This window comes from Gottschalkia purinilytica, from assembly GCF_001190785.1.
Lineage (GTDB): Bacteria > Bacillota > Clostridia > Tissierellales > Gottschalkiaceae > Gottschalkia_A > Gottschalkia_A purinilytica.
Genome location: NZ_LGSS01000007.1, coordinates 95933 through 110875 on the forward strand (window position 1 = coordinate 95933; position 14943 = coordinate 110875).

Consider the following 14943-nt stretch of genomic DNA (forward strand, 5'->3'; position numbering starts at 1 on the left):
TAATTGTTTTCATGAGTTAAAAGGTTTATAATTAAATTGGATAATTTTATGTAAATTAAATATTGATTAATTATAGTAGATAATTAAAAAATTAAAGATAATATCAAAAGTGGGAACATAAATGAAATATCAGACTGAAAAACCAACATGTACTGATATTATGAGTAGAACTACCTGCTATAGAATAATAGGAAAGAAAGATTAATGTAACAAATGTTTATTTAGGAGGTATATATTTATGGCAGATATTAAATTTGAAATAAAATCAGAAATAGGATATATTTCTGAATCACCAAAAGGCTGGAAAAAAGAACTCAATTTAATCAGTTGGAATGACAAAGAACCAAAATACGATTTAAGGGACTGGTCCCCTGATCATCAGAAAATGGGTAAGGGAGTAACCCTTACTAGAGAAGAACTTAAAAATTTAAAAGAAATCTTAAACCAGATAGAATTATAAACTAACCATGCTGGTTAAAAGAAGTTGATATAAGGCTAAAAGGCACTCTTTGATTATATTGCAAAAGGGTGCCTTTTAGTTAAAATACTAGAATGTAAATAAAACTATTTTTCTGATTTATGAACAAAAAAATGATCTACAATAAAATCTCCTTTATATACACTATGCTTAAATAAAGTACCTCAATTCACAGTTTATTTGAAGTAGATTGGGTATAATAAATCCATAGAAACAGATACTAAAAGAAATTAAGTTATATTGATATATATAAGTATATAGCTAAAAATCATAGAATACTATAATTCTTATTTATGTAAAAGAAAAAGCTAAGGTATAAAAAACATAAAAGGAGAAAAAAAGTTAAGATGACAGAGAGAACAAGAATAATAGAAAACGTGTGGAACTTAGACAATAGCTATGCTAATCTGCCGAAGTTATTCTTTACTAATACCAATCCAACCCCTGTACCTTCACCAAAGTTAATCATTTTCAATCATTCGTTAGCAACATCTTTAGGGTTAGATGATGATAAGGTTAGAGTAGAAGTACTTGCTGGCAATGAGATTCCCAAAGGCTCTTTACCTATTGCTCAAGCTTATGCAGGTCATCAATTCGGACATTTTACGATGTTAGGAGATGGCCGAGCTGTATTGCTTGGAGAGCAGATTACTCCTAAAGGAGAGCGATTTGATATTCAACTCAAGGGTTCAGGTAGAACACCATATTCTCGTGGGGGAGATGGTAGAGCAGCACTTGGACCGATGCTTCGAGAATACATCATAAGTGAAGCAATGTATGGACTTGGTATTCCTACTACTCGTAGTCTAGCAGTGACCACAACAGGTGAGTCAATAATTCGTGAGACTAAGCTTCCTGGGGCAATTCTAACTCGTGTAGCTGCCAGTCATATACGCGTTGGGACATTTCAATATGCTGCCAACTGGGGGAATATTGATGATCTTAGAACTTTAGCTGACTATACAATAAAGCGACATTTTCCAGAAGTTGAAGGTGATAACAATCCATATCTTTCTCTACTTAAGGAAGTTATAAAGCGTCAAGCCATACTTATAGCTAAATGGCAACTAGTTGGTTTTATTCATGGGGTAATGAATACTGACAATATGGCTATTAGTGGGGAAACCATTGATTATGGTCCTTGTGCCTTCATAGATACTTATAATCCAGCAACAGTATTTAGTTCCATTGATATACATGGACGTTATGCCTATGAAAATCAGCCTGCTATTGCTGAATGGAATCTTGCTAGATTTACTGAAAGCTTACTACCACTTCTACATGATGAGGAGGAAAAGGCTGTCAAACTAGGTCAAGATGCACTTTCAGATTTCACTAAGCTGTATCATTATAATTGGTTGATAGGAATGAGATCAAAACTAGGAATATTTAACGAAGAATCAGAGGATGAATCTCTTATTAAAAAACTACTTAGTATTATGGAGAAACATAGTGCAGATTATACTAATACCTTCATCGCATTAACTTTTGATAAGATGGAAGATATAAATTTATTTGGTACTAAAGAATTTATACAGTGGAATGAACTGTGGAGGTCGAGACTAGAAAGACAACAGGAATCAAAACAGTCATCTCAACAGCTGATGAAAAATAGCAATCCTGCATTGATTCCTCGTAACCACCGAGTAGAAGAAGCACTAGAAGCAGCAGTGAAACAAGGAGACTATAGTGTGATGGAGAGACTTCTTGATGTTCTTGCAAGACCTTACGATCACTTAAAAGAACAGGCTGATTATGCCACACTACCTCCAGTATCAAGTTGTACTTACCGAACGTTTTGCGGTACCTAGTTATAGAATAATTAGGAAATCAGAGCCAATAGATAAATTTAGTTACTAAACAACTTAAAATAGAAATTTAATTTAGAAACTATGTAAAAAGGTGAAGCTTTCGTTCAACTTATGATCGATAGGCTTCGCCTTTTTTCATTAATAAATCTTAAGGCATTAGAAAACTTTATTAGAATATAGGTTGTTGAATAATTACCTTTCTCCACATATAGGTTTAAGGAATTCAGGTAAATTCCTACTTATTCCAGGAAAACTTATTACACTCAACCCCTTGTTCTTTATCAAGTAGTTTGTCAATTAAATATAATAATAAAGTCCACATTACATGAGACTTATACTTGTTAAAGCCATATAATCTTGGATTTTCTAATACATAACGCATTTTTAAAATACTAAATAATTGTTCAATTGAAAATCTTTTTTATAAATCTTTTCTCCAATAGGAGATTGTAGATAAAGTAAACTTTTTACTCTATATTCATTTTTAATTGAACTGTAAGTTTTAGCCTTATGAAAATATCATAATTATATAATTGCTCTATCAATTGTTTACAGTTACTATCGTAAACATTAGACGTTGTAAAGCTTAAAGCTAAGGGAACTAAATCAACAGAGCTAACTAAATGTAATCTATATCCTTTATACCATCCTGAGCGAGTTGACTTTCCTGACCTAGCTTGTGAATCAAATCTAGAACTACATAAAGCAATAGAGTCTATAGAGCTAATTCTTACATCTGGACTTAATAATAATACAAACATCTTGTATATTTGATAGAAAACAGTACCTTTAATTTCTTTCAATCTAATACAAAAAGTTGAATGATCTGGGATATCAGTGAAGCCTATAGTCTTAGCAGACATAATATCATTTTTTAATGACCATTCTAATTCTCTAAAACAATATATTCTATTTACTACTCTATATAAGGCACATTGAATAATCAGGGGTTATCTTTTATCATGTTAAGTGTTACAATTATTATTAGTCGTCCTTTCTATTGATTGTTTGGTTAGCACTTAACATGATACTAGAAATGGACGACTTTTTTTAGTGGTAATTTTAGTTATTCAACAACTTAAGTATAAACTTACTTTAACTATTATATCAATTTCTCTTATAACTTTTAGGCCTAATAAAGGAGTGAAATATTGTTTCACATCTAAATATATTTAGTATATTCTTTGAATAGTAAAGTTTTATTGTTCTAAACTTTATTATTTGATATTATTTACTATATTAAAGGTTAGAATAATTATAAGAAGATAAAGCCTTAACTATGTAATTTATACTATAATTTATATACATGTTAAACATAAGGAGGAAAATTTTAATGGTTAAAAAAAATGAGGTATTAGACCTTTATATAGAAGATGTTATTTTTCCTAATAAGGGAATAGCAACGATAGATGATAAAAAGATAACGGTAAAAAATGCGATAAAGGGACAAAAGGTAAAGGCTAGAATAACTAAAAAACGTAAAGACAAAATAGAAGCTAATATATTAGAGATATTAGAAAAATCACCTGTGGAAAGCGATGCAGAGTGTAGACACTATGGGATATGTGGAGGATGTTCTTATCAGACACTACCTTATGAAGAACAGTTAAAACTTAAGGAAAATCAAGTTAAGAGACTATTAGACGAGGTCTTAACAGATGAATACGAATATTTAAATATAGAACCAAGTCCAACTAAGTTTGAATATAGAAATAAGATGGAGTTTTCTTTTGGAGATGCAGAAAAAGATGGAGAATTAGAATTGGGAATGCATAGAAAAGGAAGATTCTATGAGATAGTTACTGTAGATGGATGTACTATAGTAGATGAAGACTTTAAAGATGTGCTAATGACTGTTTTAAAATATTTTAGGGAAAAGGGCATATCTTTTTATAATAAAAAAAGACATGAGGGATATTTAAGACACTTAGTGGTTAGAAAAGCTATAAAAAATAAAGAGATACTAGTAAATTTAGTTACAAGTTCTCAAATGGACTTAGATCTTAAAGATTTAGTTGAAAAGGTTAAGAACTTAAATTTAAGTAGCAAGCTTAAAGGATTTCTACATACTATAAATGATAGTTTATCTGATGTAGTTCAAAGTGATGAAACTAGAGTGTTATATGGTCAAGATTATATAACAGAAGAATTATTAGGGCTTAACTTTAAAATATCAGCGTTCTCGTTTTTTCAGACAAACTCACTAGGAGCAGAAAGATTATATTCTGTAGTTAGAGATTTTACGGATTCATCTAAAGATAAGATAATATTTGATCTTTACTGTGGAACAGGAACTATAGCTCAAATAATGTCACCTATAGCTAAGAAAGTTTATGGAATAGAGATAGTGGAGGAAGCAGTAGAAGCTGCAAAGGTTAATGCTAAGCTTAATAATCTAGATAACTGTGAATTCATAGCTGGAGATGTTATGGAAAAAGTTGAAGAGTTAAAAGAAAAACCAGATATTATAATATTAGATCCACCAAGAGATGGTATACATCCAAAAGCTATTCACAAAATAATAGACTTTAACCCAGAACAATTTATATATGTATCATGTAAACCAACGTCTCTAGCTAGGGATTTACCTATATTTGTAGAGAGAGGGTATAAAGTGGAGAAAGTTAAGTGTGTGGATATGTTTCCTATGACTCCCCACGTGGAGACTGTGGTGAGGATAAAGAAAGGCTAAAATAAGTAGAGCAGAAAAGCCAGTAAATAAGAACCTCCAAGCATTACATCAATTTTGCCAGATGTTGGCTGGCAGATGATGTGCTTTGAAACTTCTATTTATATGTCTTAGGAAACATATCAAGGGCTTAAGTGTGTGATTGTGTTGACAGATTAGATAACAGCTGTTTTTAAGGTGTTGAGAATTATAATAAATCATATGATGATGGATTATTTGTAAATAATTTACAATATGTTATAATTTTAAATACAGATAAAGCGTTAAGGAGGTGGCGACTTGGCACAGCAATATACCAAAAAAATGATTCGCGAGGTATTCATAAAGATGCTGAATGAGCGTCCACTTAACAAAATCACAGTTAAAGATATTGCTACAGAATGTGAGATCAACAGAAATACTTTTTATTATTACTACACAGATGTATATGCACTTTTATCAGAGATATTCCAAACAGAACTTCAGACAGTCATTGATGAATATAATGATACACTCTCTTGGGAGGAGAGCTTCACTGTAGCTGCTAGATTTGCTTTAGAAAACAAAACAGCCATTTATCATGTATATAATTCCATGCAGAGAGAAGAACTAGTGAATTATATATACAATGTATCAGGAAATGTCATGATTCGGTATGTTGAAAAAGTAAGCGATGGTATCCCAGCTTCTTTGGAAGATAAAAAACTGATTGCCTCCTTTTATCAGTGTGCCCTCACTGAAATGGTACTACGCTGGATTGCTTCCGGAATGAAGGAAGACCCTGATACTATCATCAGACGAATCGGGCAGCTCTTCGATGGAAATATTGAGTTATCCCTTAAGCGAAGTGCTGGTTTAAATGATGTCTAATAAAAAGCAATAGAAGATTCCTTTTTTATCAGACACTTTAACCTAGATGCCCAAAAATTAAGCAAACAAACTGCGGTGTTCGAAATTCGAACACCGCAGTTTGTTTATCTAATGAAAAAGACACAAAAAAACTATATTATAGATTTATACAAATATTACAGATAATAAGTATTCATAAAGTTAAAGGAGGACTTATTATTTTACACCATGTGGGAATACTAATAGAGTGAACATAGGTGAACTCTAAATATGATAGTAGTCTTTAGAAGACTATTAAAAAATTAAGAAAGAAGGGGATAATATGAAATTAAAGACACATGATGATAGGCTTACGCTTACAAATGGAACTTATCATGCTTTAGTAAATGCAAGAAAGCCTAAAGGGATTGAAGACAAAAAAGCTTATTTAATTGGTACTGGAATTGCTTCTTTGGCTGCTGGTTGTTTTTTAATTCGTGATGCTCACATGGATGGTAGCAAGATTACCTTCTTAGAACAATTAGATATTCCTGGTGGATCTTTGGACGCCCAAGTTCGCCAGAATGCGGGTTATGTAGCACGTGGTGGACGTGAAATGGGTCATTATTTTGAGGTTTTATGGGGCTTGTTTAGTTCATTACCATCTACAGAAGATCCTAGTATGACTGTGTTAGATCATTTTTATTATACAAACTACGATGACCCAAACTTTAGCAATTGTCGTATTACTAAAAATCAAGGTGAGCGCTATGACAATGGAAAATTTAATTTGGGTCAAGACTTAGCAAAAGAATTAGCTGCTTTTGTAAGCATGACAGATGAAGAACTTCAAAATAAAACTATTGAAGATGTTTTTTCTGAAGAACTTTTAAACAGTGATTTCTGGACATATTGGAGAACAATGTTCGCTTTTGAAAACTGGCATAGTGCTTTAGAGATGAAATTATATATGAATCGTTTCATCCACCATGTTGGAGGATTACCAGATCTTTCTGCTTTACAATTTTCACGCCATGATCAATACACTTCATTTGTAAAACCTATGGTAAAATATTTGGAAGACCATGGTGCTAAATTTGAATATGGAGTCACTGTAGATAACGTTGAGTTCTCAATTTCAGATGATAAAAAAGTTGCAAAGAGAATAGTTGCAACAGATAAAACTGGAAAGGATATTTCCATTGACTTAACAGAAAACGACTTAGTATTTATCACTAATGGTTCTATGACTGAAGGTTCTGGATATGGTGATGACAATACTCCTGCACCATTTAATAAGGAACCAGAAGGATGCTGGAAGTTGTGGAGAAATATAGCGGCTCAATCAGATGAATTTGGAAATCCAGATAAATTCTGTACAGATCCAGAAAAATCTAATTGGGAGTCTTGTACAGTAACTTGTCATGATGAACGTGTTCCTGAGTACATTGAAAAGATTACAAAACGTTCACCATATGGCGGACGTACTGTAACAGGTGGAATAGTTACAGCACTTGACTCTTCATGGTTGATGAGTTGGACAATAAACCGTCAAGAACAATATTACGGACAACCTGAAAAAGACATTGTAGTTTGGGTATATGGTTTATTTTCTGATGTTCCTGGAGACTACATTAAAAAACCTATGAGAGATTGTACTGGTAAGGAAATCACAAAAGAATGGCTATATCATATAGGTGTTCCTACAGACAAAATAGAAGAATTAGCAGGATCATGTACTGCAGTTCCTGTTATGATGCCATTTATCACATCTCAATTTATGCCTCGTGAATTTGGAGATCGTCCATATGTTGTACCTAAGAATGCAGTAAACTTTGCTTTCCTTGGACAATTTGCTGAGACATTGGATGATCCAGGACGTGATACTGTATTTACTATCGAATACTCAGGACGTACAGCGATGGAAGCAGTATATGTTTTAACTGGAGTTGAAAAAGGAGTTCCTGAGGTATTTGCTTCGAGATATGATATACGCTATTTATTAAATTCAATTAAATGTTTATTAGATGGGGAGAAGCCAGAACTTGATTTACCTCCAATGACTAAACGTAAAATTTTAAAACAAGTAGCAGGAACAGACATTGAAAAGTTATTAAAAGAATATGAAATTATTTAATGACACTTATAATTAGATAAATTGATTAAAATCCCGAGTTTTAAAAAAATCGGGATTTTAATTTATATTCATTTATTACTCATATTGCTAATTGATATGTTAATAATATAATAGAATATCATGCAAAGGAGGAAACTTCTGTGAAAGAAAAAACAAATTTCAAGCAAGCTTATATTCCTACTATAGAAGAAATGCAAAGTTGGTATGAAGGTGATTTGCGCAAGGAAGCCTTAAAATTATCGGAATATGAAAATAATAAAAAAATAGTAGAACAAGGATCATTTTTTAAAGCTTTTAGGAAATTTGAAGAAAGGGACGATAGAATCGCTCTTGATTCTAAAAAAAATAATGTTTATTACAAAAAATATAAAGCTTATGTAGAAGAAGAAACAGCAAATAAGGGCAAAGAGATACAAGAAATTGAAAATTCAATCGAATATGAAAAGTTTTTTCTCCGTTGGGAAAGAAGGGTCAGTAGGGAGAGCAACAATTCCAATCACTATGGAAGTAATTCGGCTACAAGATATCGGGTTGATCGCATAGAAAAATTGGAAAAAGAATTAGAGAAACTTTTAGAAAACTCTCCGGAAGCATGGGAATTTTATTATAAACGCCAATTGATAAGTGATATAGAAACTCAACACCAACAGCGTTTAGTAACTGTCCCTTATGTGGTTAAAGCAAAACAAAAAGTAATAGATTCGTTGAATTTAGGTGTTCCCGTATATATTGTAGGACATTTAGGAAGTGGTAAAACACAATTAGCAACTGAAGCAGCTTTGGATTTTACTATTCAAAATAAAATACAAAGAGAATTAGAAGACAAAATGGAAGATTGGTTTTCTGCAAATCCAAATGCTACAGAAAAAGATGCTATTCAAAAATTTAGAGAATTTAATGAAGAAAGAAAGTTTTACTATAAAAATATTTTAACTAATGGAAGTAAAGAGGAAATAGAATCTTTACAGCCACTTTTTATTTCTGGTTCACATAATTTAACTTATGAAGACATGTTTGTAGAGAAAACTTTATCTCTCAAACACAGTTTCTCACAAGGTTCTTTTGCAGATTATCTGAATATGATTATAGAAGATTTTTATGAGTGGATGGATGAGCACAAAGCAAGGCTGGAACAGATGACTGATGAAGAGCAGTTACAACTTAAGATTCAAATATGGAAAAGTTTTTCTGATTTATTGGTAGCAAGTAATAGTGCTTTTGGTACTGAAATCAAAAAAATAGAAAGAGAAATTTTGATTGCGGTAAAAGAAGGTCGCACTGTAATAGTAGATGAATTAAATACAATTGCTATGCAAAATTTAATTGCTTTAAATGATATATTGCAACGTCATGCGGGAAGTACAGCTTATATTACAGGAGTTGGTCCTGTTTTGATTAAACCTGGATTTGGATTCATTGGCACAGGAAATTTGTCAACTCAAATGGTAAATTATGAAGGAACAAATGAGTTAAATCCAGCCTTTAAATCACGTTTTGTAACGATTGAATATAATTATGTACCACAAAAGATAACTGGATCCCTAGAAGATCAAGAGTTCCCAGAAGAAAATGAACTTTTCAGAATAATAATAGCACGATTAGCTGACAAAAATGGAAACATTCATATACCTGATTCCAAAAGGACATTAGAAGAATTGTTTCGCTTTTCTCAGTTGTGTAGAGTTACTCAGAATGTTTTTATGGGTAAGTGGAAAGATAATGAAGTCCAAAAAGATTCTGGAATGGATGAACTAGAGTTGAGAGAATCTGTATTATCAATCCGAAATATTTTGCATGTTTTAGATAATTGGAATCAAGGTGAAGAAAAAGATTTGAGCAAAGCTTTGTGGGATGGTTTTATTAGTTCAATCACTTATCCTGATGACCAAAACTATATTCTCTCACAAGCAGTGCGTTTTGGATTTTTTCCTATAAGCGAAGGATGGAATATTGAGACAAAAGGCATAGGAGAAGCCACGACAACATATGACGAAATTCGTACTCGTCCATATCACTATGTTCGTCCATCAATAGAAACTTTAAGCTATTTAGATGTAGTTCATCTGGTATTTGGGAAAGGAACTCCAAGAAAAACTTTGCCAAAAGGGCTAAAAGAAACTTTTGAAGCTGATATTGATGATTTATTGCAGATTGATGCGAAAAAATATCAAAAACTAGACCAACAATTATCTCATTTAGAGCATTCAAAAGATCTACTTGGATACTTGGAAGATAATGGAGGAGAAAAATGAAAATAAATTTGTCGGTAGACGGAAAGAATTTTAAGAGTCAAGTTAAAGATCTAAGAGAAAGACTGAATGAATGCCAAGCAAATGGAATTTTAGATGATGGTTTCGAAGAACAATTAAACAAACTTTTAAAAATAGAAGAAGAGTTATTGACTGATTTAATTCCGTATTACCGAGTTTATGCAAATGATATCCAAAAGACTTCAATGCAAATAAATCCGATAAAACAATTGGGAGCTTTTAGTTTTGATAGTTTTTTACAAACTACATTGAGGATTAATAAAAATCTTTTTATTACAAGTAGTATAGATAGAAAAGTTCAATTTTTTTATATAGATATTGTAGATGATTTTTTTGATCATAATCAAATAGAAGGAGAGTGGAGTCCTCCTATTAAAGAAATAAAAGAGACAATTTCGTTTATATATAAATTGAATGACAAAGAAATTTTGCTTTTGGGAGTCAGAGGGGGATGCTATATACTTTCAAGCGATAATTTCGATCAACTACCTAATGTGAACGGACAGATTAAAGTTAAAAGAATCCAAACAGATCATAATTTTAATGGATTTGGAAGATGTTTAGCAATTAAAGATAATTTATTTATGGTGGAAAATGGAGATGAAAAGTTAAATTTATTTGAAATAATAAAAGAAAATGATGAATATAGTTTGGTTTTTCATAAAGATATATATTGTACTATTCCAAATTGGACGTCATTTGAAAAAATAAATGACGATTATTTTGTAGTTGGAACAAAGATGGGAAAGTTATATTTTATTAAATATGATAACAGACAACTTACTATTATAGAAAAAATTAATTTTCTAAATGATGAAATAAGGCAAATTAGATGCTTAGAGGATGGAAATGGTAATAAGAATTCCCTTATAGTAACAGGCAATAAAGGGCAGCTTAAGATATTTTCTTTATATGAAAATTCAAAAACTATAAAAATAGAATTGAATGATTTAAAAGGTAATTTGTTTGACGTTCAATCTAAAAAAGGCACAGCTATAGTTTTAAGTGAAGATGGAATTATATACTTACTTGAAGAGAATTTTGGAAATTGGTATCTGAATGAAGAAGCGACGATCAAAGATTCCTTTTTTACAAATGTTTTAAATTTAGATATTTCAAAATATTTGCTCATGGATATGGAAGGTAAATTAAATCTGTTAGACATTGATCGAATTGATACACCAAAAGACTTGTGGGATCTGCCACTGTATCAATAGGAGGGGATGAGTATGCTTGACTTCGATGAACAAACTCTAATTGAAGAATCTAAAAAACATTGTGAAGAATTTTTGCAAAAAGAACAACGTTCGTTAGCCACATTTACAGGGGATTCTAGTTTAATGTATATTCCTGATTCAAAACTACAAAAATTTATATTAGATCCTTCTAAAGGAGTTTTGTACTTACCGTTGGAAAGTTTTTTGGATAGAAAATTAGATAGCAATCAAATCATGTGGCACATCTACTATGAGCTAGCCTTATATCCTGATTGGAAAAAACAAACTAAAAAATATCTGAATAGAAAAAAAGATTGGCAGAAAGAAATTGATCATATGACAAGTTATATTATGACTAGGATAAAAAAAGAAGGATTGGAAAATGACCCTGCATATCAACCCAAAATTATTTCTAATTATGTAAGAAAAGAAATTTTTGATTTGTTACATCTATTGGATAAACAGACATCATTTCTAAGAGTTTTGCAGATGTGTCCTATATATAGGGATGAAGAAAATTTTGGGAAAATTGTTTCATATATGAAACAAACAGGTAAGACCATTGAGTCAATTTCTCAAATGCCTAGACATAGAGCTTTTGCAAACAGTTTTTTAATTATTGAATTATATAAAATTAAGCCTAAAATCGAAGGATGTGTTGAAAATCTTTTTGATAGAAAAATTTTCAATCAGCCTTTTTTTGAATTTATTCATTATCAATTAGTAAAACAGATAAATAACGATAAAGGAATTATAGAAAGAGATCCATTCATTCGTTCTTTCATCTTTCCAACTTTTGAACAATTATGGAAACAAGAAATTGATGAAATGGTGTTTTATAAATCAAAAGGACAGAAAGAAGAGCAAGTTAAAGGAAGTGAAAATCCTTTTGAACAATCTAAATCAGATGAGATACCAAATTCACTGGAATCTACCCAGGAAGAAGTGGAAAAGATTTTAGAAGAAATGCTAGATCAACAAGATCAAATAAGTACTAGCATACAAAATACTATGCAAGGTAAGGTAGATTTAGAGCCTTATGGAATTAGCCAAGCAGATCAGCAATTGTTTCAATTTTATTCAAATAAAATGAAATCGGAAAGAGAACAAATGCGTCAATTTTGGAAAAAGTTGATAGGAGATGCAAAGAAAGAAATAAGTGTAAAAAAAGATGGTCAAATAAAGGGAAAACTAGATGTGGATAGCTTTATTAACTTTTATCCGGATTTTGTATAAGCTGAAAAAAAGGGAAATTATAAGAATCTTCCAATCTTTAATAGATATTTATTAGAGCCTCAGACAGACATATTGCCTGAAAGAATAGAGATTTCTTTTGTAATAGACAATTCAGGATCAATGAATGCGTCAAAAATTGAGGCTACAAGAAAAGCTTTGGCTGTGGTCTTGCTGTCAATAGATGATTTTAATCGATATTTGAAAAGCAATGCAGAACAATTGAATCAAAAAGTAGAAGTTTTAAGCGAAACCTGGTTTTTTGGCAGTAAGTATTATAATGTTAAAGAATTTAACGATAAAAATGTGAAGGAAAAAGAAAAAAGCGATATAATTCGCTCAATCATAAAGCTAAATGCAGCAGATGGAGCAACTGACGATGCAAGTTGCCTTAGAGAAATATCCGATGGAATTACGTCCATACAGGAAAGTGAACTCAAAAAAGGAAAACAAATAAAGATAATCTTCGAAATTACAGACGGTGCATCAAGTTTTCCAGGATCAGCAAAAGAAGCTGTGCAAGAATTATTATCTAAAAATGTCGAGATCTATGCATTTCAAATAGGAAAAAATAGTAAAACAAATGAAAAAATATTTAACTTCGTATGGAATGAAGGATACAAACAACCACACGGAGTAATGATTGGTGAAGAAGTAGAAAAACTACCCAAAGAACTGCTAAAAGTAGTAAGAAAAAATATGCGGTCTATTTTTAATAATTAGCTGGCATATTGAAATGATATGTAAAAACAATTTTTGGCTATGTAAATAATTTGAGAACTTTCATTTTTTAGATAATAATTGGGTAGCATCGAAGAACTTGGGGCAAGAGCGGTTGTTCATTTAAAGCGTAGTAATACAGATGGATGTACATTCAGATTTAGCATTTTCACCGAATGTTGATTATTATAAATTTCTAAAGAATATTTATGGAAAATTAAGTGTAGAACTTAAGGTAGGAACAATATTTGAGGAAGGAAGTGAACTTATTGACAGCAGAAATTACTTATTAGCTGCTGTTATTAATGGTTGAATAAACAAGATAAATTATGTGTACTATCAAGATTTGAATTATTTGGATATTACTGAATATGTTGTAGAAAATATTATTCCAGGAAAAAGTTTAAATTTAATTTTTGTAATCAAATAAAAGAAAGAGATATTTACTTGGAGGTCTTATATCCTTCTGATTTTCAAAAAAATGAAATGTATGGCTATGTAACTATTGATAAAAGCCATTTTTGTAGAATAAATTTAAAATATGAAAGTATTCAATATTGTATTTTGGTGGATGTTATATTTTATCAGTATGAGTATAGAGGTTGTACAGAAGAATTTTTAACATTTTTAATTAGGTATTGCACAGGAGCTGAACAGTATTGGTAAGCATCGTATCTATTTAATTATCTTAAGAAGTATAAAAGATATTTTAGAGAAGAACATTTTTAAAGAAGATGGTGGGCAAAGAAACTATATTCTTAAATAATCAAAAAGTTACAATTTAATCTTAATATTTATATAGTAAAAGGTGCTTTCTAGAAAAATTTTAAAAAACACTTTTTGTTGACTCTCACATGATGTCAGAGTATACACTGAGTTTATATAAAATAAAAATCATGTGGAGGAATTAAATATGAAAAATTTTCAAGTAAGTCCTATTGGAAAAATCAATATCAATGAAGATGGAATGTTTATTGAAATTAAATCCAATTATATTCCAGCTCTACAAGCATTAGATGGATTTAGTCATATTAACATCATTTGGTGGTTTAGCAACTTTGATAATAAAGAAGCAAGGAATACTCTTGAAATACCACAACCATATAAAAAGGCTCCAGATATAATGGGGATATTTGCTACAAGGTCACCTGTTCGTCCAAATCCTATTGCTTTGACTGCAGTACAAGTTATTAACATTGACTATGAAAAAGGTATTATTCAAATTTCTTATATTGACGCTAATGATGGCACACCTATACTTGACATAAAGCCATATACTCCAAGCCTTGACAGAGTTGAAACTCCTAGAGTGCCACAATGGTGCAGCCACTGGCCGAAAAGTTTAGAGAAATCTGGAAGTTTTAATTGGGAAAAGGAATTTAATTTTGTATGAAGATCGATAGAATAATTTTAATTGTAAACTATCAATCTTCTTTTATTGTTATAGTAGAGTGTAAAATTTGGAAATTAAAGAAGGAAACAATGAAAGGTTATGAATATGAGAATTACATTATTTATGGTGCTCATATTAAGAATTTATTTATGATGTTGCTTAAGAATGCCGGGATGAATATTGCATCT

13 protein-coding genes are annotated in these 14943 nt (G+C 31.0%); 12 read left to right on the forward strand and 1 reads right to left on the reverse strand.

Annotation, left to right across the window (positions count from 1 at the left end):
- Window positions 1-238 precede the first annotated feature (238 nt).
- Together CLPU_RS08825 and CLPU_RS08830 are read left to right on the forward strand one after the other, a co-directional pair.
- Window positions 239-460, forward strand: coding sequence for a YdbC family protein (locus CLPU_RS08825; protein ID WP_050355288.1), 222 nt, complete (start codon window positions 239-241; stop codon window positions 458-460).
- A gap of 365 nt (window positions 461-825) precedes the next feature.
- Window positions 826-2289 (forward strand): protein adenylyltransferase SelO, encoded by a 1464-nt coding sequence (locus CLPU_RS08830; RefSeq protein ID WP_050355289.1) that lies wholly within the window; start codon window positions 826-828, stop codon window positions 2287-2289.
- Between the two features lie 467 nt (window positions 2290-2756).
- On the opposite strand, the gene CLPU_RS08835 is transcribed toward CLPU_RS08830, so the two are convergent.
- Window positions 2757-3152: a hypothetical protein gene (locus tag CLPU_RS08835; protein WP_050355290.1), complete on the reverse strand. Its 396-nt coding sequence runs from the start codon at window positions 3150-3152 to the stop codon at window positions 2757-2759.
- Between the two features lie 470 nt (window positions 3153-3622).
- Between CLPU_RS08835 and rlmD the strand changes: the two genes are divergently transcribed.
- From rlmD to CLPU_RS08875, 10 genes are all read left to right on the forward strand, one after another.
- Complete coding sequence (gene rlmD, locus CLPU_RS08840; protein WP_050355291.1) at window positions 3623-4981, forward strand: 23S rRNA (uracil(1939)-C(5))-methyltransferase RlmD; 1359 nt, start codon at window positions 3623-3625, stop codon at window positions 4979-4981.
- Between the two features lie 276 nt (window positions 4982-5257).
- Window positions 5258-5827, forward strand: a complete 570-nt coding sequence (locus CLPU_RS08845) for a TetR/AcrR family transcriptional regulator (RefSeq protein WP_050355292.1) — start codon at window positions 5258-5260, stop codon at window positions 5825-5827.
- Window positions 5828-6128: 301 nt separating this feature from the next.
- Window positions 6129-7922, forward strand: a complete 1794-nt coding sequence (locus tag CLPU_RS08850; RefSeq protein WP_050355293.1) for an oleate hydratase — start codon at window positions 6129-6131, stop codon at window positions 7920-7922.
- A 140-nt stretch (window positions 7923-8062) separates the two neighbouring features.
- A complete protein-coding gene (locus tag CLPU_RS08855; RefSeq protein ID WP_050355294.1) occupies window positions 8063-10174 on the forward strand; it encodes a P-loop NTPase family protein in 2112 nt (703 codons plus the stop codon).
- The gene (locus CLPU_RS08860) at window positions 10171-11409 is read left to right on the forward strand and encodes a hypothetical protein (protein ID WP_050355295.1); all 1239 of its coding nucleotides are present in this window, start codon (window positions 10171-10173) and stop codon (window positions 11407-11409) included. Before CLPU_RS08855 ends, CLPU_RS08860 begins: the two co-directional genes overlap by 4 nt.
- 12 nt (window positions 11410-11421) lie before the next feature.
- Window positions 11422-12645 carry a hypothetical protein gene (locus CLPU_RS17680; RefSeq protein WP_200898547.1) on the forward strand — a complete coding sequence of 408 codons (1224 nt, stop codon included), beginning with the start codon at window positions 11422-11424 and terminating at the stop codon, window positions 12643-12645.
- Window positions 12646-12717: 72 nt separating this feature from the next.
- Window positions 12718-13365 carry a vWA domain-containing protein gene (locus tag CLPU_RS17685; protein ID WP_200898548.1) on the forward strand — a complete coding sequence of 216 codons (648 nt, stop codon included), beginning with the start codon at window positions 12718-12720 and terminating at the stop codon, window positions 13363-13365.
- Between the two features lie 139 nt (window positions 13366-13504).
- The gene (locus tag CLPU_RS17240) at window positions 13505-13675 is read left to right on the forward strand and encodes a hypothetical protein (RefSeq protein WP_157857717.1); all 171 of its coding nucleotides are present in this window, start codon (window positions 13505-13507) and stop codon (window positions 13673-13675) included.
- A 134-nt stretch (window positions 13676-13809) separates the two neighbouring features.
- Window positions 13810-14028, forward strand: coding sequence for a hypothetical protein (locus CLPU_RS08870; RefSeq protein WP_050355296.1), 219 nt, complete (start codon window positions 13810-13812; stop codon window positions 14026-14028).
- A gap of 247 nt (window positions 14029-14275) precedes the next feature.
- Window positions 14276-14755, forward strand: a complete 480-nt coding sequence (locus tag CLPU_RS08875) for an SAM-dependent methyltransferase (protein ID WP_050355297.1) — start codon at window positions 14276-14278, stop codon at window positions 14753-14755.
- The last annotated feature ends 188 nt before the right edge of the window (window positions 14756-14943 follow it).